This is a genomic window from Acinetobacter sp. YH12072 (assembly GCF_013419565.1).
GTDB lineage: Bacteria > Pseudomonadota > Gammaproteobacteria > Pseudomonadales > Moraxellaceae > Acinetobacter.
On sequence record NZ_VOZV01000013.1, the window covers coordinates 14,518 to 34,996 of the forward strand.

The window sequence follows — 20,479 nt, forward strand, 5'->3', positions numbered from 1 at the left end:
CCTGAATTTATGCTACTTTATCCATAATATCTGTTTGGTCTGATGTCTTATGATGCCGTTTAAAATCCACTGTATTGATGTCAAAAACTCATTACAAAATTATATCTGGTTACTTGAACATACACCGACGCATCAGGTCGCGGTCATTGATCCCACTGAAGCGGTGCTAGTTCAAGATTATTGTACCGAACACGGGCTTGAGCTGAGTCAGATCTGGCTCACCCACTGGCATAAAGACCATATCGCTGGTGTTCCAGATTTAATTCAAAAGCAATCATTACCGGTATATGGCCCAAAAGCTGAGCTGGAAAAAATTCCGTTTATTAACCATCCACTTGAACATGACAACCAGTTCAGTTTTCATGGTGTTGAGGTACAGATTATCGCCGTACCGGGGCATACCCTAGGCCATATCGTGTATTTCCTGGATGCCATTGATGTACTGTTCTGTGGCGATACCCTGTTTGCTATGGGCTGTGGGCGGGTATTTGAAGGCACTTATCAGCAGATGTACCACTCTCTGACTCGTCTGGCTGCCTTACCGCCACGTACCCAGGTTTATTGCACGCATGAATATACACTGTCGAATGCACAGTTTGCCAAACATGTTGAACCGGATAATCCAGCAATTCTGGAGCGTTTCGAACAGGTTGAGCGTATGCGCATGCTAGGACAATGCACCTTACCCAGTACTATTGCAGCAGAACTGGAAACCAATCCTTTTTTACGCGCAGACAGTGTCGAAGAGTTTCAACGTTTACGCGTGATAAAAGACTCGTTTTAAACTTATAGCTGCTTAGAGTAGCTGATGCTTCTGAGCATAGTCATCCAGTTCTTGCTGGGTGACCACTCGTACCGCATTCATTTCATCAATCCTGACCAGCAATAATCCACCCAAAGCAGGTTGATAACGGCGCGCACTGCCAAATGGCGTATAAGCCACCTTGGACTGTACCGAAAAATCCAGCCAGTCTTCATGACCCAGCATCACAGCAACAGGCTCCTGCCCTTGCTGCTGCATAAGTTCAATTTGCTGTTTGACGTACTGTTCAATATTTAATTCAGTCATCATTAATCTTATTTAAATTACATCAATTTCAGTATAAAGGATTGAGCCTAACACCATGACCTGAATACTCTGAGACTTTACTGGATTGTATATTTTTAAGCCTTACTCAAACTCTAAAACCTTAAACCACGCTAATTCCTAATTTAAAATGAATAACAAATAAACAATTATTGATTTAAATATTTGAATATTAATAACTATTCGAAAAATTATTTAGGCTTAAATTAAAATATTTAGTTACAACATCTTGAAAATAATAAAAAACATAGACTTAGATTAAAAACCTTATGTTTGGTCTATATTATCTTGTTCATTAAATCTGCAAATTCAATTAAATTAATTTAGATAAGGGTATTTGCCCTTTAAAACGAAAATTCTCACCCTTATCTATGATTTAACTGATGAAGGAGTTATCTCGTGAAAAAAGTGGTCAAAGCAAAAAACGTTCTCGCATTTAGACTTTGGTTAGAAAAATTGGGGTATTCGGTTCGCACCCTGGCAGACAATCGTGGTTTTAGTTTCAGTTTTAAAAAAGAATATGGTCTGGTGACTTGTGATCTTTCAGGTAATGCATTGGCCATGCAACTGGGTGAGGAGTTTGAAGATCATCTGAAAGCTTAAATTTAATTAATCAATGCACTCATGATTTACCCTTTTATTTGAGTAAAATTCTCTTATTCCTATAATCAGCCCATTTCGATGGGCTTTTTTTCGTTTATAAAATTTCAGGCAAAAAAAAACAAGGCATCAACCTTGTCTCTTTTGATGGTGGGGACGGAGAGACTCGAACTCTCACACCTCGCGGCGCTGGAACCTAAATCCAGTGCGTCTACCAATTTCGCCACGTCCCCATCAGGGTACCAACTTAGTGTTGGACTTTTTTTCAAACTTTGGCAGAGGATCAAGGATTCGAACCTTGACGAACGGTTTTGGAGACCGTCATGCTACCATTACACCAATCCTCTACTCGGCCATTTTACTCAATCTCTTGAGTAAATTGGTGGGGACGGAGAGACTCGAACTCTCACACCTCGCGGCGCTGGAACCTAAATCCAGTGCGTCTACCAATTTCGCCACGTCCCCGATGGCTGTGTATATTATAGAGATAGCAGGTCATTGACAAGTGATTTTACAAGCAATCACTGCCTATTCCGCTATAAATTAAACAGTTAATGCAATTTTTTTATTTTTTATAAGATTTAACAAGAAAACTCGGCCTTATGAGGTTTCTTTGCTACTGCTTTGAACTTAATCTCTAAGCTTGTCTAGCTCAGTCTCAGCAGATCAGACCTCTAGAACCTCACTTATCTTGATCAAGCATGTTGTTAAAACAATAAATGAATCCAATACAAAGAATAAAAAGCCGAGCCAATAAAAATGTCGCACTAAATTTCAGGCAAAAAAAAACAAGGCATTAACCTTGTTTCTTCATATATGGTGGGGATAGAGAGACTCGAACTCTCACGCCCAGAAGGCGCTGCGACCTGAACACAGTGCGTCTACCAATTCCGCCATATCCCCGTGGCTGTGTATATTATAGCGATCGCATCTGCTTGACAAGCGATTCTATGATCAACTCGGTGTTTTTATATCAAAAATTAATCAGTTAATTCTTTGATGATTAAATACTGGCTTATTTTTAATAAAACCGCTTAATTTCATTTCTCCAATTTAAAAAATCAAGTTATTTGAAAGAGTGCTGAATATTAATTTTAATAGTGTTTAGATCAGCCAATTGATTGGATATTTTAAAGGACTTCCCTCTTCTCACCTTCACTGATACTTAGTTTGAGTATTTAAAATCTACTCATCGAAAGTAAGCGAATAATGAAAATGAGATTAAAAGATGGCTCAGCCTTAAATTCCAGGCAAAAAAAAACAAGGCATCAACCTTGTCTCTTTTGATGGTGGGGACGGAGAGACTCGAACTCTCACACCTCGCGGCGCTGGAACCTAAATCCAGTGCGTCTACCAATTTCGCCACGTCCCCATCAGGGTACCAACTTAGTGTTGGACTTTTTTTCAAACTTTGGCAGAGGATCAAGGATTCGAACCTTGACGAACGGTTTTGGAGACCGTCATGCTACCATTACACCAATCCTCTACTCGGCCATTTTACTCAATCTCTTGAGTAAATTGGTGGGGACGGAGAGACTCGAACTCTCACACCTCGCGGCGCTGGAACCTAAATCCAGTGCGTCTACCAATTTCGCCACGTCCCCGATGGCTGTGTATACTATAGGGATCAATTTCACCTGACAAGCTCTTTTTAAGAAAAAACCACTCGTTTGATTAAATAAAAAACAATATACAATTTATTGTATTTTTCTCATGCAATTTCAGTAAGTAAGGCCTGTTTTACGGCTTTGAAATCAGACAATCTATCCTGTGAGTGCTTTCGAAGCATATTTTGTAACAGGCTTTGCAAAGCTTGGAATTGTGTAGGTAGCTCAGGTTTAAAATGCTGACAATGCAATAATGCCCAATCTTGATAATCTGTCGCTTCTAGGCGCTGCCCTGTAAGCCATTCATAAAAAATGATACCCAGCGCATAAACTTCGCTCTGTAGCGACTTGGCTTGCCCTTGGAACAATTCGGGCGCCATATAACGAGGCGTTGCGTTCATTGCTTGGCTGGTAGTGTTGAGGAGCTGCACCTGCTCAAAATCGATCAAACAGACCCATTTCTGATAAATAACAAAATGCTCTCGTTTGAGATCAGCATACAGATACCCGAGTTCTTGTAAGCTTATCAACGGTTCTAATGCTCGTAGCATATGCTGACGAATTTCTTGAATCGAGAACAGCTTAGGACATATATCAAAATGTGCTGGCGCATTAGGTAAGATCAAAGCCTGATTGAAAAATTCATTCCTAATCTGAAATGGCTTTCGAATAATTTGATGCGGAAGCATGAAAGTCCGCCCTTCTTGCTCACCATAAGCTTCATAAAAGTCCAGCTCATGACTTAAGCCAGTTTGGGCATACCGAGAAATAGCCGTTGAATCAAGATTCTGGGTTTTTAACCAAAGTGCTGACGCGGTCTCCGGATTAACTTCTAGATAATAAAGACGGCGACCAAAACCCAGACTTCGGGCTTTGGTCTTAAGCTGGAAATCAAGCTGATGCAGTTTGGCGGGGTTAAGTAACAATATATTCTTGCTTGGTATCTGGTGCATGCTGGTAATTTAGCAGTTCCAGACAATGCTGAATAGTTTTACCTACCCGCTCCTGAGTTTCGATCAGGGAGATTTTTGGCCAGGTCGCCCGCTCACCTTCACGCTGCAACACCTTGAACAAATGCGGACGAGGATTTTGCAGCATATAGCTGTAATGACGCAGGCTATATTTACCGACGATATTTACATCACCATAATAACGTTGATCCACCACGCCATAACCATGATCCAGCAAACGGCGGATTGGCGGCAAACTGCCCGCATGCTCACGGGCAAAATCCATGATTCCTTTGGTAAATACCACACTCTGACGGCGTACAATGCGTTTCGGCCAGCTTAAAGTTCCTTTACGGAAGCGTGAAATATCATCCTGCATAAAAGGCACAATGTGCGGATTGGCCTGACTGGCAATGGTGTAATTGATATTGTACAGCCGCGCCATTTTCTCCTGCGGGAAATCACTACGGACACTGCCATCTACCCAGCGCGTTGCGCCCATATAAGGCGTATATTGCCCATCATGACGTTTACTGGTGAGACGTACCGGCGGGAACAGAATCGGCACGGCACAAGATGCCAGCACCGCACTCCAGACCAGTACATCTGGAGAGGTATAGGCATTCATGATCCGGGCATCCTGCGCAGCATCATAAGGTGCGACTGCAATATTGATATGTAGACCGGAAGTTTTTAGTGCTTCTTCAAAGGTCATATCTCCCAGGTTTTCAATCAGGAATTTTTTCAGGTATTTGACATCCGCCAGACCACCATTACCCTTCATTAATTCACTCATGGTACGGAAATGAAAAGCTTCATGGAAAAAGTTATGGCCTTTTAAAATATCTACATACTGCGCAGGTTTGGAAACGCCCAACATTGCGGTCATAATTGCACCAGCACTGGAACCCGACATCACTCGAGGTAACAAATCCTGTTCCATTAGCGCCTTACATACACCGGTATGAAATAAACCGAGTGTGGCACCGCCCGAGAACATTAAGGCTGGCTGACCATAAGCACGTTGGCAGTGCTCAAAATATTCAATTTTCTCTTCAAGAGTCAGACAGGTACATTGTGCAGAAGCAATATAAGCCAGGCCCAGACTGACTTCTTCTACATAATCCTCAATAATTTTTTTAGTACCGACATAAGTGACGGTAAACAATAAAGGATGGGCGATATTGGCAATATCATAACTCAGCCCTTCACGCAGGATATACATCAGGTCACGAGTGCGTTTCTGCTGACGGTAACGTTTTAATTTCCCCAGTCGATGCGCAATCACTTCAGCATCAAAATACGGTGAACTATTATCCAGTTTCCATTCTTGTGCCCCAGATTCTTCATCGATCTTTAAGGCAATATATTTCCATTCTTCGTAAGTTTCAGCCTGCTGCAATTGCTGCTTCAGCTTTTTGATACGATAGGCCTGATGTGGATTGATATCCTGAGTAAAATCTTTAAACAGCATCTGCCCTCTTCCCTATATTGTAATTTTCAGACATCCTGCAGCCATGAACAAAAAACAGGCATCTATTTTCTTTGTACTACAATAACGAAAATTCACCACTTTAAGCAAATTATCACACTTTCCAGACTTTGACTGTGAATTTTACAGTGATAGTATTCTAGCCATAATTGTAAAAGTACTGCTCAAATCATGGCGAAAATTGATTTACCTGACAATATCTTAAATGCTCTTTCCACTGTTCTTCTCCAGCTCCAGCAAAGTCTGCCTGAATTAAAACAAAGTCCTGATTTTTCTGCTTATGCCTATAAATGGCAGGCTGGAGAACTCAAACCCATTCACCAGCTCAAACAGATTGAACTGGCAGATTTAAAAGGTATTGAGCGACAAAAAGAAAAAGTCATTCAGAATACTTTGCAGTTTCTAAAAGGATTACCTGCCAATGATGTCTTACTGACTGGCTCTCGCGGTACAGGCAAATCTTCGATTGTGCGTGCCTTGTTGACTGAATATGCAGATCAGGGTCTACGCCTGATCGAAATTGAACGCGATGATTTGTCAGATCTTCCACAAATTCAGCAACTGATCGCCGGTCGTCCGGAAAAGTTTATCGTCTATTGTGATGACCTGGCCTTCAATGCGGAAGATGAAAACTATCGCAGTCTGAAAAGTGTGCTAGATGGTTCATTACAGTCCGGTTCAAGTAATTTTGTGATTTATGCGACCAGTAACCGTCGTCATTTATTACCGGAATTCATGCATGAAAATACGCCAGTAACCAAAGTGGATGTGCCTCAATATACTGAGCTCCATCCACAAGAAGCGATTGAAGAAAAAATATCTCTTTCTGACCGCTTTGGGATGTGGCTGTCTTTTTACCCAATGGATCAAAATTTATATTTAGAAATTGTTGAACATTATTTGGCTAAAGCCGAGATGCCTTGGACAGATGAAGCGCGTGCTGAGGCACTACGCTGGTGTCAGGCGCGTGGTCAACGCTCAGGTCGCGCAGCCTATCAGTTCTCTAAACACTGGATTGGTTCGCAGCAGTTGAATTCTCTGTAAATTCTTCCCCAAATAAAAAAGCTCCTTGATGGAGCTTTTTTTATAAGGTTAGTTCTTATTTTTTATTGCCAATAATCGTAGACCACAACAGATCATCCAGCTCACTGCCATTGAAATAGACAGTTGCTTTTAAGGATTCAGGCTGATTCTGTTTGACCTCAATCACCTGATCATAACTGTCAGTAATTTCAAGCACACCCTCTTTCGGCAGATGCTTATAATTATTCAACACCGTTTCGTCCATCTTGAACGGTGTAGTCGTATTAAAATCAAAACCATAACGGTAATCCGCCAGATTGGGTTGACCAATAATGCTGCCGCTGCTGGTTAAGGTACGAATACCATTACTGCCACTACCATAGTCATCTACAAGGCTATAGTTGTAATTACGCACCAGCAGATATTCCTTGCTCAGCTCATCATACTCAGCGCCAGATTTGCCTGCATTCTTGTCTTCTGCTACTCGCTGAAATTCCAGACGGTCAATTTTATAGCTTTCCAATGCACCTAGATTGTTTTTGCTTTTGGTATGAACAATCGTACCTGAAATCAGATAGTCATCTTTTAGATTAAAATCAACATTGGAACCATAACGTACATTGCTAAAGGTCAAGGTCGTAGTATCACCATTGACTGTCTGGGTAATGGTTGAATCTTTGCGATAGGTTTTATCCAGAACAATACAGTTATTTTTATCTGTTTTTAATTTAAAGGTTTTCACCGCACCATTGGTATTCACCTCCGAACAGATCAGATTTGGATACTTGATGCTATTCACACCCAGATTATAAATCTTGATAATACGGCCCGTGCGTCCATAAGGATAATCCGCAAACACCTCACCAATCATATGACCTAACGCAACGTTATAGTCCGTATCATTACTGGTGCTATTGTTAATTTTATCGCGGATTTTATCGATGATATCGCGATCCTCAAAAGGAATAAATTCTTCTGAAAGTTCAGGAGAAATACTCTCCTCTGGAACATTTGGCGGTGTGGTCACTGTAGGATTATCTGAACTACCTCCACTGCCACCACATGCTGTAAGCAAGCCTGAAACCAAAACCAGCCCAAAGAATGATATCTGCTTTTTCATAAAATTTTATTCCCTAGAATTTCTTTGCATTTTTATTCAATGAGAATGAAAGATGGGCGTATTAAAATCACACAATACAAACCCAATAACTGTCGATCATATTTTTTCTGGACAGTATTTCTTACACTCTGATCGAGCACTATCTTTCTTTTAATAAATCAGGGATTAACTCTGTAATTTTAATGTATATTTCATACAACAATGATCATAAGAAAATAAGATATTACTTCTAGAGCTAGGTCTTGTTAGCTCTCATAACTAACTCTTAGAAATCAACCTAGATAACGCATATTTTCTTTGCAACAATACTTATGAAATTTGTAACTAATGGGTTAAAAAGTCGAAAAATTATCTTTTGAATGGTTGTTATGTCTAAACAATTAAATTTTGAATAAAACCTAAAAAAATAAGAATAAAAGGAAATTAATTACTTCTATTTATTGTGGGCTTAAAATTTGGCAGCTCATAGCTGAATATTCTCAGACACCTCCTTAAAAATATTAAAAATCAAAAATATTTAAACAGACTTTTTCCAGCGCTTGTACTCAAACATATTTTTGTCTGCTTGCCACTGAGCCTCAACTAAGCCAGTCGTTGGATGACGCATCGCCATACCAAATGCGGCTTCAATTTTTGCTTCGGCAAAGGCTTCAATTAAACGATCGAGCAAACGCTCAGTTCCCGTTTTGTCATTTTCTATGCTCAGGATTACGAATTCATCACCACCGATACGCGCCACAATATCATTGCTACGTACATTTTCTTGAAGGACTTGTGCTGTATGCTGAATTAATTGATCCCCTTCCTTGTGCCCCAGACTATCATTCACTTTTTTCAGGTCATTCAAGTCTATAAATAAGATCGCAGCAGGATGACCGTACTGTTTACAACGTTCTTCTTCTGCCTGTAGCAGTTTCTCCCAGGCACGACGGTTGTATAACCCAGTCAATTCATCTTTACTGGCTTGTTGCTGTAGCAGTTCTTGCTGACGAATTTGCTCATTCTGACGCAATTCAGCTTGTAAGATGGAGCTCAAAAGCTTGCTAAATAACTCGACCATGGCCAGATCCTGAATGATGGCATCTGACTTGGCTTCAGGATCAACCGCACATAATGTTCCAAATAGACTGCCATCTTCTTTAAATAGTGGTTGACCAATATAGGATTTGATGCAGAAATGCTGGTTAATTGGCGCAGTTGCATATAAAGGAATTTCTTCAGAGCGAGGCGCGATTCTTGGTCCTTTGCCTGTGACCATATGACAGCAGAAAGAATTGGCCCATTCAAATACCTGACCTGGCTGGACAGCATAGCCATGATCTTCGCTTTGCAGCACAATCCAGTCATTGTCTTCTACCCGGGTGATCATCCATAAATTAAAGCCAAAATGCTGATGCAGATATTTTAAAACTGCCTGTCCCGCATCCTGAAAACCTTTAAAACTGATATTATCCATCCGAAATAGTCTCTGCATCATTCCGCATATAATAGAGTGGGATTTCTATATTATTAAACTATTTTACGGTATCAATAAGAAAATACTTACTGTGGTAGAGTTAAAATAATTAATTTATTAATATTATTTGTTGAATATTTCTACTCCACAAAAGCAATCTAATAAAAAAAGAGGCTTAAGGCCCCTTTTCTTCATCCTGAATCTTTAAATCAAGCTTCTGCCGGATTCGTCAATTCTGTCATTGGCCAACGTGGAGTTGTGGTCACAGCCAAACCATCTTGCTGTCCGGCTTTTAGACGTTGATAACCCGCAAAGGCAATCATCGCACCATTATCGGTACACAGCGCAGGTTCTGCATAGTACACGGTGGCTTTGATTTTCGCCAAGTCTGCTTCCAGGCGTTCACGTAAACGCTTGTTGGCACTTACACCACCAGCAATCACCAGACGTTTTAAGCCAGTCTGTTTCAATGCCTTCACTGATTTTTTAACAAGTGTATCGACAATGGCTTCCTGGAAGCTCGCAGCGATATCTGCATCACGTCTTTCTTCACCGAGTTTCTTCATTTGAACAGAAACTGCAGTTTTTAAACCACTGAATGAAAACTCCAAACCTTGATGCAGCATTGGACGTGGGAAAGCAAAGGCGTTCGGGTCGCCCTGCTCAGCTAGTCTGGAAATATTCGGGCCGCCCGGATATGGCAGACCCATCATTTTCGCAACTTTATCAAATGCTTCACCCGCCGCATCATCAATCGATTCACCGAGTAATTCATATTGTCCAATACCATAAGCGGCCATGAGCTGTGAGTGACCACCAGACACCAGTAATGCCACAAATGGAAATTCCGGTGGCGTTTTAGAAAGTAATGGTGCCAGCATATGACCTTCCATATGGTGCACACCAATTGCCGGTTTATTTAAGGCAAAGGCCAAAGTCCGACCAAACAGTGCGCCAGTCATTAACGCGCCCATCAGGCCCGGACCACGGGTATAGGCCACCGCATCAATTTCAGTTTTTTTTATGCCACTTTGTTCAAGCAGTTCATTCAATAAGGGAATGAGTTTACGCACATGGTCGCGCGAAGCCAGTTCTGGTACGACGCCGCCATATTCAGCATGCAGTTTAATCTGGCTGTACAGCACCTGTCCGCGCAAACCCAACTCGCTGTCATACAGCGCAAGTCCTGTTTCATCACACGACGTTTCCAAGCCTAAAACGATCATTAAACTGCCTATAACCTGTATCAAATCTATTGCAGCAACTATTATAGACTTGTGATATGAGATGTAAATGAGTAAAATACTGACCTTCACTTGTGATCGAGGGCAATTCGGCCCTGATCTTATCCATAACTTAATGAGGATTCTTCATGCCACAAGTTAAATTGAAAGAAGGCGAACCAGTAGACGTAGCTATCCGTCGTTTCAAACGTTCATGCGAAAAAGCGGGTGTTCTTGCTGACGTTCGTAAACGTGAATTCTACGAAAAACCAACTCAAGAACGTAAACGTAAAAAAGCTGCTGCTGTTAAACGCTACCAAAAGAAATTGGCGCGTGAATCAGTACGTACTACTCGCCTTTACTAAGATTAATTTGTGATTGACTGCTTGGAATAAATAATGACTACTTTAAAAAACCAGATTACTGACGTATTGAAAGCCACCATGCGTGCCAAAGATATGTCAAAGTTGACGGTCATTCGTAGTCTGCAAGCAGCAATTAAGCAAATCGAAGTCGATGAGCGTAAAGAACTTGACGATGCTCAAGTTCTTGCGGTCATTGAAAAGCAAATTAAACAACGTAAAGAATCGATCAAAGCCTTTGAAGGCGCTGGTCGAGATGATTTAGCTAGTAAGGAACAAGCCGAAGTTGAGGTTCTCTCTCAATTTCTACCAGAAGCTATGACTGAGGAAGAACTTGATTCCCTGATTGCGCAAATAATTGAAGCGCAACAAGCTACTAGCATGAAAGATATGGGTAAGGTGATGAATTCTCTGCGTCCGCTCATAGCCGGGCGCGCCGATCCTGCACAAGTTTCAGCAAAAATTAAAGCAAAACTTGCTTAATTCCCCCATTATATTTCAAATCTAAATCTGCGTTGAACTGCCTCCATTCCGGACAGTTCTCAGCATTTCCTTATTTATTCTTACTGTAAATTACAGTCCACATTATAACGTTTCAGCAACTGCATCTCTTTTGAAGATTTTACCTGCAGTATGACATCCTGCTTGCCTAAATTTTGATACTGACGATCTAGATAAGCCCGGTTCTGGTCTGCCGCCTTATACAAACGATCCACATAACGATGCACAATCGCACAAAACTGCTGATTCTGTGATGCGCTAAAACCTTGCTGCTGCGGATTTAAACCTTTTAAAAACTGACGTGATTCTTTTTGATAATCAGCATTAATCTGCTCAACGGACTGCACGTATTCTGCCGCACTAGCCGCCAATAAATTTCCGCCACACCCCAATATCCATAAACCCAAGAATATTTTTTTCATAAAATAATTAAAATAGACAACTTAGCTTTGTCCGGATTGTAGCGTGATTTAGTGAACTTCGGCTATATCTACTGAAGCTAAAAATCATTAGAAAAATAGACTTAAATTTTAAACTGTCGCGTTTGCTGCATCTGTTTTAAACGCTGGCCAATCGTTGCCGATAAAGACTGATTGCCTTTGCTGATGCGTTGAGCATGTATTAAGGACTTAATCGCAGTTTCTTCATAGCCTGACCAGTACTCTACTTCAGCCCGATAACGCAAGACGTTGGCGGCTTTTATTGATGAATCAGGTGCTGCATTCGCTGCCAGTTGCATTAATCTCCAGCCACTAACATCACGGGTATTGCTATTTAAAAAGCGCTGCACAATCGTTCTGGCCTGATCAGGCTGTTTAGCACGAATCAGGGTTTCAGCATATTTATAATTTAAAGCACGGTTTTCCGGCATGATCCGTGCGGCTGAACTAATGCTTTTTAGCGCATTATCCAGCTGATTTTGTCCCAGATAAATATCAGTTTGAAATAACACCTGCAAAGGATGCATGTTATTGTGCTTTTTGGCTTGATCCAGTGCGACTTGTGCCGCCTGAAAGTCTCCCTGCTGAAGCTGATAAGCCGTTAAAGCCAGCTGGCCAGGAAAATCATTACGTTGCACCATTAAGTTGAGCTGTTGTTCAGTGGTCTGACGTGATAGCACCCGCGTATACCATTTAATGATTTCAAAATCCTGATCATTTAAATTACGCTTAACCGCAGGCAACTGATTGGCGCGCAAACGCGCTTCACTCATACGCTCAGTAGTTAAAGGATGCGTCAGCCAGAAATCTGGCATAAAGCTTAAACGGCTAGTGGAACGATGCATCACTTCAAAGAAATCCGCCATACTGTGCGGACTATAGCCGGCAGCATACATATATTGCATCCCGATCCGGTCCGCCTCACGTTCCTGATTACGGCTATAAGTCAATTGCTGATCCAGTAGTGCTGCCTGAGAACCCATCATCACTGCTGCACCGGCATCACCATCTGCCTGTGAAGCGACTAATGCACCCACCAGAATCCCTGCTAGGGCCAACAGTCCTTGTCCTTTAAAGGTTTCTTGCGAACGACTGTAATGACGTTGTGTGACATGTGCAATTTCATGTGCCATCACCCCTGCCACTTCATCCGTATTTCGGGCAGAATTAATCAGGCCAGCATTTAAAGCAAATAATCCGCCGGGTACTGCAAAAGCATTAATTTGCGGATCATTGATTAGCATTAAACCAATCGGTTGCTGTAATTTAGTCTGACTGAGAATGTGGGAAAATACAGAAAGCAACTGATCTTCAAGCCATGGATTCTGAATCACAGGCATTTGTTTCTGGACTTGACGATAGACCTTTTCGCCGATCATTTGTTCTTTTTGCTGATCGATCAATCCGACGCCCGCACCAATATCCGGTACAGAAAATTGTGCAGCAGGCTGATTAAAATAATTATTATCACTATGTCCTGCCGTTGCACACAGACCTAACCCGCACGCCAATACCAAACGTTTCAATGAAAAATCTCTAAAATTCAGTTTCAACCTGTCTCGAATATAGCATCGAAAAATGAGCATAGATGCAGGAAAATGTTATTTAATATTACTTAGATGAACCAATTACTTGAGGATTCACCACATAGCGTGGCACCCGCCCTTCAAGTGCATCGACCAGATTCTGATAAGCCAGCTCAGCCATTTTTCGACGCGTCGCCACTGTGGCCGAACCGACATGGGGCAAGGTAATGACATTATCCAGCTCAAATAATTCTGATTCTTTTAAAGGCTCTTTCTCATAGACATCCAGACCCGCAGCAAAGATTTGGTTGGCTTTTAAGGCTTCGATCAAAGCCTGCTCATCAATCACAGGCCCACGGGAGATATTTACCAGCACCGCATGTGGCTGCATCTGTGCCAGTTGTTCTGCTCCAATCAGTGCTTTTGACTCAGCATTTAAATCCACGGTAACCACCACGAAATCTGAGCGCTGCAAAAGCTCATTCAGAGAACAATACTGTGCACTGAGCCCTTGAGCCAATTCCGGTTTTTCATGGCGATTATGGTACAAGATATTCATATTGAAACCGTAAAATCCACGGCGTGCAACTGCTGCCCCAATATGCCCTAGCCCGATTATCCCCAGCGTTTTTCCGAAAATATCCATACCAAACTGTGCTTCACGTGTCGTGCGGTGCCATTGTCCCTGTTTGGTCCAGTGATCCAGATAAGCCACTTTGCGTGCAGCTGCCATTAACAGTGTGAATCCCAGATCTGCCGTGGTTTCAGTCAAGACATGTGGAGTATTGGTCAGATAGATATTTTTTTCATTCAGATAATCAACTTCATAGTTGTCATACCCTACACTGACACTAGAAATGATTTTAAGTCGGGTTGCTGGTGCCAGATTATCGCGATTGAGCAGTCGGCCTGCCCCAATCATGCCATCGGCATCGCGCACATGTTCCAGCAACTGTTCATGTACATTGCCCAGTTTCGGCTGTAAAGTTACTACATTAAAATTTTGTTCGAGTTTTTTCTGGACATCCTGATCGATCTGGCTAAATACAATCACTTTTTGTTTCATATGTCCCTATTCCACATCAATATTATTCTGAGTTCTCTGGCCTGTTTTGCATAAACTGCCATAAGCGTTTTTTAAGTATGGGCTGATCCAGCATTTCCTGTAAAGATGCCAGTTGAATCATTTTATTATGTGTCACATGCGGAATAGAGCCAAGGGAAATGATATTTTTTTCCAGGCTCATCATGTCCAGAAAACCCTGAATATAAGATTCAACACCCCGGCCATCTTGCAGATTCACCCAAGGAAAGGGCCAGTTCAGTTCATAAAATTCACTTTGCAGAGCACGCTGGATATTGCTCCATAAATGCTGGGTTTGCTCGGTCATTTCTGTGGCATCGATGACAATCGTGCAATGTTCCAAGCTTAAAGCCTGCAAGTTGAATGGCGGAATATGCAGAATTTCCCGCTGTTCCTGAATTGATGCAACAATTACTGGTACTTCACTTTTAACTTCAGCTTTTGCTTCAACTGTAACAGGCTCAGGCGCAATTAAAGGAGCTTTTTCTACCGGAGCAATCTGAGTCGGTTGTGGCAGGATGATTTCGCTATGTAATTCTGCTGGGGCCTGATCACGCCAGATCGAAACCTGATGCTGCTGACATACGTCGCCCTTGGGAATCCAGATATCGATTCCTAATGTTGCCAGTATGTCACGCTGATGCCCAATCATCTTTTCTTCATCACCTATTTCAGATTGAACATTTTAACGGGATTCGCTTTTCTTTGCCGAACTATTTCCAGCTTTTCACTCTCTATCTTGAGTCATTTTAACTCAAAATAGAAATCAGTTTATAAGATTACTTTTTTTCTACTGCAAGTTTGTTTATAGATCAGTTCTGGAAAGACTGGACTTAAATACATCTTATTAATTTAAAAATACTAGATAATCATCAAGCTGTTTTTCTTAAGCATTTGCTGGGTAATTTCATTGGATTCAAAGCCCAAGCGCCAGTATAAAAGCTCCATCACATCCAGCTCATCCTGAGTCATGATCCGGTCGCTCCAGAGGCAAACTTCTGCAATTCCTAACATGCTCAGACGATCACGTAATAACAATCCGGCAATATCATTTAAAATCTCGGCCAAATCAATCGGCTCATCTGAGATTTCACTATACAGCTCAAGTTCTCGCGGGCTAAGAATACGATTTAAAATCTTTTCCCGAACCTCCAGCTGATTATCGCTATTAATCTGCTGCACATGCAGCAAGGCATCAATCAGACGTACAATCTGTGGTTTGACCTCATCTAAAGACGTTGGCGTATGCATCGGCAGCAAATTCAGTTCATACTTCACCCGCTCTAGCAATAAGGCATCCAGCAAACCGATTTCACCATCTTCCTGAATAATCCTTGCCAGCTTCATTAAAAACTGCCGTGCCACCGTGGTTGGCATTCCACCAATATTTTTACAGGCTTGCTGGAAAATCGAGATATGTACCCGTCCATCCAGATTTAATAATGAATCAATAATCGCACGACTGACTTCTGCCTCGGTCGGAATAAATTCACGATATTGCCGGATCATCAAAATTGCGACCATCACCTCACGTGAACCCGTCGAAGTTTGCAAAGCACGTTCAATCAGCTCTGGACGCGGCATATTGGCACGTAGTTCAGGATTCAATGGCTTGATGGCATCTTTGATCGCAAAACTGATCGGAGACAAACGCAACAAAGGCAAAGGCTGTGGGGATTCCCAGACTGCTGTGCTTTCAGGCACGACATCTTCGAGTGAACGAAACAAACTAAACAAAGGCTGGTTTTTTAATTTCTTCAGATTTTCGAGCTGCAAATCCTGAATCAAAGCAGGATTTAATTCATAAATACGCTGATTAATATTCGGATGAATATTCAACCAGTTCTGTGGACTTAAAGAATTGGCAAAACACATATGCGAAATGGATTCGGCATATTCACTATAAATCTGTGAACCTGAATGATGCACATGAATGCGCAATAAAGTCTGAATATTGGCATCATTCTGAATCAGGCGTCGGGTTTTCTGATCATTTTTATAGGTACGTCCGCCCAATGAAATATATTTAATAAAACGCGTGATCAAAATACCCAAGCTGCCAATCAACCAGATGACTGCTCCGATTGAGACATAGAAGGTTTCAAACTTGTTTTCGCGAGGTACATCATTTCGATAAAACCCCAACTTCGCAATCTTGCTGCCCCATTGGCTAAAAGTGGTCAGACTGCTATATAGAATTTTCAGGCGGGTATTTTCAGCTGTTTCACCAGATAGAATCTTGTTAAATTCATGGCTAAGCAAGCCATAAAGTTCAATTTCATCTAGAGTCTGTAATGCACCCCAAGTCAGAATAATAGCAGTATCACGTGGACTAAAACCCGCTGTTAATGCATTGACCCCCACTTCATTCGGCAGGACATACATAGCTGGCGGTTCAATCAGGAACGTATCTGCCAGTTGAGTATTGATCCGTAGTGCAGCACTTTCTTCCGGAATACTTTCCATCTGGTTCAGTCGACGCGCGCCCATTTGCTGGGCTAAAGAATAGCCGCCGGCACGGAATGTATAAAACTCATAGATGACCGAAATAATCATCAAAAATAAAACTAGCGCAACCAGATAAGGACTAAGAACATGCCACCATATGGACTGGCCAGGATCAGCATAGAAAACAAACAGGCCAACCACTGTATTGATAATCAGAACTGTTAATAGTATCGCAATCAGACAAAAGCTGGCTAGCAATAGCATATTCTTGTTTTTGACCAAAGCATATCCTACGCTTTTCAATCTACCACCCTAACTGATCTGGTCTTTCCTTGGGCTCATCATAAAACAAAAAAGCGGGAAATTCCCGCTTTTTCATCATGATTTTAATTGCTTAGACTTCCCGTACACCGGTCAGATCAACTGATGCTGCATCAATATTCACATCAATAAAATTGTCGCCTTTTTTGGCGCCATCACTGCGTTTTTGCTCTAATTGATCGAGGTATTCAGCATTGATTCCACCTGCGACATACACACCATCAAATACAGAACAGTCAAATTCACGCAAATGAGGAACTTTTTTGGTACGTACTGCATCTTTCAGGTCTTCCAGATCCTGGAAAATCAGACGGTCAGCACCAATAATTTCACGGATTTCTTCTACACTACGTTCAGAAGCGATTAGTTCAGATTTCGCCGGCATATCAATACCGTATACGTTTGGATATTTCACCATAGGTGCCGCAGAAGCGAAGAATACTTTTTTCGCACCCGCATCACGTGCCATCTGAATAATTTCATTACAAGTCGTGCCACGCACAATCGAGTCATCGACCAGTAGAACGTTTTTGCCCTGGAACTCGAGCTCAACCGGGTTCAGTTTTTGACGTACTGATTTTTTACGCAGTTGCTGACCTGGCATGATGAAGGTACGGCCGATATAACGGTTTTTCATGAAACCTTCACGGAATTTCACGCCTAGCATATTAGCCAGTTCAAGTGCAGAAGTACGTGAAGTATCCGGAATTGGAATCACCACGTCGATGTCGTGCTCATCGCCCCACTCGCGCAGAATTTTTTGTGCCAGCTTCTCACCCATTTTCAGACGGGCTTTATACACAGAGATCCCATCAATGGTTGCATCTGGACGGGCAAAGTACACATATTCAAAAATACATGGACGGTATTCTGGATTTGCTGCACATTGCTGGGTAAAGAAATTACCGTCAGAATCAATGAAAACCGCTTCACCCGGTTCGATATCGCGTTCAACTTTGAAGCCTAGTGCCGTAATCGCTACAGATTCAGAAGCAATGATATATTCCATACCATTTTCTGTTTCGCGCGAACCATAAATTAATGGACGGATACCGTTTGGATCACGGAAGCCTACCAGACCTTGACCAGTAATCATCGCAACAACAGCATAACCACCTTTGCAACGTTCATGTACACGCGTCACAGCCTGGAAAATATCTTCAGATGTTGGTACCAGCTTGCCACGTTTTTGTAATTCGTGCGCCAGTACGTTTAGTAGCACTTCTGAATCTGAATCAGTATTCATGTGACGCAGGTCAGTTTTGAACAGGTCATCATGAATTTCTTCAGCATTGGTCAGGTTACCATTATGCGCCAGTGTAATCCCATAAGGTGAGTTTACGTAGAATGGTTGCGCTTCGGCACTGCTTGAAGTACCCGCCGTTGGGTAACGCACATGACCAATACCATAATTACCCTGTAAAGCACGCATATGACGGGTATGGAATACATCACGGACCATACCGACATCTTTACGCAGGAACAGGCGGCCTTCCTGACAAGTCACAATCCCAGCTGCATCTTGTCCACGATGTTGTAACATCGTTAATGCATCAAACAACATTTGGTTAACAGGTGATTTACCAGCTATACCAACTACTCCACACATAGCAACCTCGCAGACAAGCTAGGATTAATAAAAAGGATTATTCGTTGACGCATCTGAACTCTTGGCCTTGGATGCCGGTTCAGATGAGGAATCTGAAGGTTTCTGTGCCCCTTCAGACTTGATATGTTGCAGGGCGCCATTTGCAGCTTCTTTGGAGAGCTCTGTTGCCCAAGGCGCATATGGCAATAAGACCTGTATAAATTTGGACTGCTTCCAGTGCGGCGAACTTTCCACCCAAGGGCCAATCCCCTGCATGGTAATCAGGACAATCAGCAAACCTTTCAGGCTGCCGAAAACACCCCCCGCAAGACGATTCAGCGGACCAAGTTTCAGGGTTTTTAAAATGCGGTTGAGCAGAAAGGTGACAATCCAGGTGAGTACCACAATCATCAGAACGATAAAGGCAAAGGCTGCAATCTTCTGTACCACTGGATCTGTACTGAGAGCAACCATTGAGGGCGCAAGTAGTGTTGAATATTTCGCCGCAATAATCAAGGCAAAAATCCATCCCACTAAGTTCGCAAAGGCTTTAATAAATCCTTGGCGCAAACCGTTGAGCCCTCCAATGAGCAAGATAATCAGTAGAAAGATATCAATGGCATTCATAGGATTTAAAGCGCGGCTACACAGTCTTTAACCAGTTCCGGCCCAGTATATATGAGGCCACTATAGACTTGTACAAGGCTTGCACCAGCTTTTTTCTTGGCCAGCGCATCCGCACCTGAAAGAATACCACCCACACCAATCAATGGAATTTGTCCCTTTAATTCCTCTGCAAATGCAGCCAGACATGCCGTGCTTTTCTCAAAGACTGGCGCGCCTGATAAACCGCCCGCTTCTTCTGCATGCTCCAGACCTTCCACACCTTCACGTGACAATGTGGTATTGGTCACGATCAGACCATCAATCTTGTATTGCAATAACTGCTTGGCAATAAAGGCAATATCTTCAGCTTCAAGATCCGGTGCAACTTTTAATACCAGAGGAACGTAATGCTGATGTTCCTGAGCCAGTTCCAGCTGACGATTCTTCAGCGTTTCCAGCAATTCAGTCAGTGCATCGCCACTTTGTAAACTGCGCAGGTTCTTGGTATTTGGAGAAGAAATATTAACGGTGATATAGGAAGCATAATTATAGACTTTTTCTAAACAAATAAGGTAATCATCTACTGCTTTTTCTACCGGAGTATCAGCATTTTTACCGATATTGATTCCCAGTACACCTTTAAATTTTGCAGCTTTAACGTTTTCAATCAGTTTGTCCACACCATCATTATTAAAACCCATACGGTTAATAATCGCTTTGGCTTTCGGAAGACGGAATAAACGTGGATGAGGATTACCAGGTTGCGGGCGTGGAGTAATGGTACCAATTTCAATAAAACCAAAGCCTTGACTGGCCAAGGCATCAATATAGGCACCATTTTTATCTAACCCTGCTGCAAGACCGACCGGATTAGGAAATTCGATTCCCATACAGGTCACAGGTTTCACAGCAACATTTTGACGCATCATGCCCATTTTATGGGATGATTTTAATAGTGATAGTGTCAGCTCATGTGCACGCTCTGGTGCTAAAGAAAACAACAAAGGGCGGGCTAGAGAATACAACATATCTAGAAAAGTCTACT

The 20,479-nt window shown here is 42.1% G+C and carries 19 protein-coding genes and 7 tRNA genes; 5 read left to right on the forward strand and 21 right to left on the reverse strand.

Going from position 1 to position 20,479, the window contains the following annotated elements:
• The first annotated feature begins 49 nt into the window (after positions 1–49).
• Positions 50–784 (forward strand): hydroxyacylglutathione hydrolase, encoded by a 735-nt coding sequence (gloB, locus tag FTU19_RS07260; RefSeq protein WP_180130589.1) that lies wholly within the window; start codon positions 50–52, stop codon positions 782–784.
• Between the two features lie 12 nt (positions 785–796).
• Here the strand turns inward: gloB and FTU19_RS07265 are convergent, their stop codons facing one another.
• On the reverse strand, positions 797–1,069 hold the full coding sequence (locus FTU19_RS07265; RefSeq protein ID WP_004786360.1) for a hypothetical protein: 273 nt from the start codon (positions 1,067–1,069) through the stop codon (positions 797–799).
• 417 nt (positions 1,070–1,486) lie between these two features.
• On the opposite strand from FTU19_RS07265, the gene FTU19_RS07270 reads away from it, so the two are divergent.
• A complete protein-coding gene (locus FTU19_RS07270) occupies positions 1,487–1,690 on the forward strand; it encodes a hypothetical protein (protein ID WP_004786362.1) in 204 nt (67 codons plus the stop codon).
• A gap of 145 nt (positions 1,691–1,835) precedes the next feature.
• Here the strand turns inward: FTU19_RS07270 and FTU19_RS07275 are convergent.
• From FTU19_RS07275 to FTU19_RS07315, 9 genes are all read right to left on the reverse strand, one after another.
• Positions 1,836–1,920 (reverse strand) — tRNA-Leu (locus tag FTU19_RS07275).
• Positions 1,921–1,960: 40 nt separating this feature from the next.
• Positions 1,961–2,034: transfer RNA gene (locus FTU19_RS07280), tRNA-Trp, on the reverse strand.
• 33 nt (positions 2,035–2,067) lie between these two features.
• Positions 2,068–2,152, reverse strand: a tRNA-Leu gene (locus FTU19_RS07285).
• A gap of 352 nt (positions 2,153–2,504) precedes the next feature.
• Positions 2,505–2,590: transfer RNA gene (locus tag FTU19_RS07290), tRNA-Leu, on the reverse strand.
• A 384-nt stretch (positions 2,591–2,974) separates the two neighbouring features.
• Positions 2,975–3,059 (reverse strand) — tRNA-Leu (locus FTU19_RS07295).
• Positions 3,060–3,099: 40 nt separating this feature from the next.
• A tRNA-Trp gene (locus FTU19_RS07300) sits at positions 3,100–3,173 on the reverse strand.
• Positions 3,174–3,206: 33 nt separating this feature from the next.
• Positions 3,207–3,291, reverse strand: a tRNA-Leu gene (locus FTU19_RS07305).
• A 107-nt stretch (positions 3,292–3,398) separates the two neighbouring features.
• Positions 3,399–4,220 carry a protein kinase gene (locus tag FTU19_RS07310; RefSeq protein WP_257218565.1) on the reverse strand — a complete coding sequence of 274 codons (822 nt, stop codon included), beginning with the start codon at positions 4,218–4,220 and terminating at the stop codon, positions 3,399–3,401.
• Entirely contained in the window at positions 4,210–5,718 is a 1,509-nt protein-coding gene (locus tag FTU19_RS07315; protein ID WP_180016656.1) for a DUF3336 domain-containing protein, read from the reverse strand. Before FTU19_RS07315 ends, FTU19_RS07310 begins: the two co-directional genes overlap by 11 nt.
• Positions 5,719–5,907: 189 nt before the next feature.
• Between FTU19_RS07315 and FTU19_RS07320 the strand changes: the two genes are divergently transcribed.
• Complete coding sequence (locus FTU19_RS07320) at positions 5,908–6,780, forward strand: ATP-binding protein (RefSeq protein ID WP_180016657.1); 873 nt, start codon at positions 5,908–5,910, stop codon at positions 6,778–6,780.
• A gap of 55 nt (positions 6,781–6,835) precedes the next feature.
• Here the strand turns inward: FTU19_RS07320 and FTU19_RS07325 are convergent, their stop codons facing one another.
• From FTU19_RS07325 to tsaD, 3 genes are all read right to left on the reverse strand, one after another.
• Positions 6,836–7,879 (reverse strand): hypothetical protein, encoded by a 1,044-nt coding sequence (locus FTU19_RS07325; protein ID WP_180016658.1) that lies wholly within the window; start codon positions 7,877–7,879, stop codon positions 6,836–6,838.
• A gap of 517 nt (positions 7,880–8,396) precedes the next feature.
• On the reverse strand, positions 8,397–9,335 hold the full coding sequence (locus FTU19_RS07330) for a sensor domain-containing diguanylate cyclase (protein ID WP_180016659.1): 939 nt from the start codon (positions 9,333–9,335) through the stop codon (positions 8,397–8,399).
• Between the two features lie 209 nt (positions 9,336–9,544).
• Positions 9,545–10,561, reverse strand: a complete 1,017-nt coding sequence (gene tsaD / locus FTU19_RS07335) for a tRNA (adenosine(37)-N6)-threonylcarbamoyltransferase complex transferase subunit TsaD (RefSeq protein WP_159123897.1) — start codon at positions 10,559–10,561, stop codon at positions 9,545–9,547.
• Between the two features lie 146 nt (positions 10,562–10,707).
• Between tsaD and rpsU the strand changes: the two genes are divergently transcribed.
• Complete coding sequence (gene rpsU, locus FTU19_RS07340; protein ID WP_001136722.1) at positions 10,708–10,923, forward strand: 30S ribosomal protein S21; 216 nt, start codon at positions 10,708–10,710, stop codon at positions 10,921–10,923.
• 33 nt (positions 10,924–10,956) lie between these two features.
• Positions 10,957–11,403 carry a GatB/YqeY domain-containing protein gene (locus FTU19_RS07345; RefSeq protein ID WP_004782432.1) on the forward strand — a complete coding sequence of 149 codons (447 nt, stop codon included), beginning with the start codon at positions 10,957–10,959 and terminating at the stop codon, positions 11,401–11,403.
• Positions 11,404–11,483: 80 nt separating this feature from the next.
• Here the strand turns inward: FTU19_RS07345 and FTU19_RS07350 are convergent, their stop codons facing one another.
• The 8 genes from FTU19_RS07350 to FTU19_RS07385 all read right to left on the reverse strand — a co-directional run bounded on the left by FTU19_RS07350 (position 11,484) and on the right by FTU19_RS07385 (position 20,462).
• The gene (locus tag FTU19_RS07350; protein ID WP_180016660.1) at positions 11,484–11,843 is read right to left on the reverse strand and encodes a hypothetical protein; all 360 of its coding nucleotides are present in this window, start codon (positions 11,841–11,843) and stop codon (positions 11,484–11,486) included.
• 101 nt (positions 11,844–11,944) lie between these two features.
• On the reverse strand, positions 11,945–13,387 hold the full coding sequence (locus FTU19_RS07355) for a M48 family metalloprotease (RefSeq protein WP_171521883.1): 1,443 nt from the start codon (positions 13,385–13,387) through the stop codon (positions 11,945–11,947).
• A gap of 85 nt (positions 13,388–13,472) precedes the next feature.
• On the reverse strand, positions 13,473–14,453 hold the full coding sequence (locus FTU19_RS07360; protein ID WP_180016661.1) for a D-glycerate dehydrogenase: 981 nt from the start codon (positions 14,451–14,453) through the stop codon (positions 13,473–13,475).
• Positions 14,454–14,475: 22 nt separating this feature from the next.
• Positions 14,476–15,123 carry a hypothetical protein gene (locus tag FTU19_RS07365; protein ID WP_166138416.1) on the reverse strand — a complete coding sequence of 216 codons (648 nt, stop codon included), beginning with the start codon at positions 15,121–15,123 and terminating at the stop codon, positions 14,476–14,478.
• 209 nt (positions 15,124–15,332) lie between these two features.
• Entirely contained in the window at positions 15,333–17,222 is a 1,890-nt protein-coding gene (locus tag FTU19_RS07370; RefSeq protein WP_180130592.1) for a M48 family metalloprotease, read from the reverse strand.
• Between the two features lie 91 nt (positions 17,223–17,313).
• A complete protein-coding gene (purF, locus tag FTU19_RS07375; RefSeq protein WP_004782444.1) occupies positions 17,314–18,849 on the reverse strand; it encodes an amidophosphoribosyltransferase in 1,536 nt (511 codons plus the stop codon).
• A 24-nt stretch (positions 18,850–18,873) separates the two neighbouring features.
• Positions 18,874–19,455 (reverse strand): CvpA family protein, encoded by a 582-nt coding sequence (locus tag FTU19_RS07380; protein ID WP_005235088.1) that lies wholly within the window; start codon positions 19,453–19,455, stop codon positions 18,874–18,876.
• 5 nt (positions 19,456–19,460) lie between these two features.
• On the reverse strand, positions 19,461–20,462 hold the full coding sequence (locus tag FTU19_RS07385) for a quinone-dependent dihydroorotate dehydrogenase (RefSeq protein WP_005235085.1): 1,002 nt from the start codon (positions 20,460–20,462) through the stop codon (positions 19,461–19,463).
• Positions 20,463–20,479 lie beyond the last annotated feature (17 nt).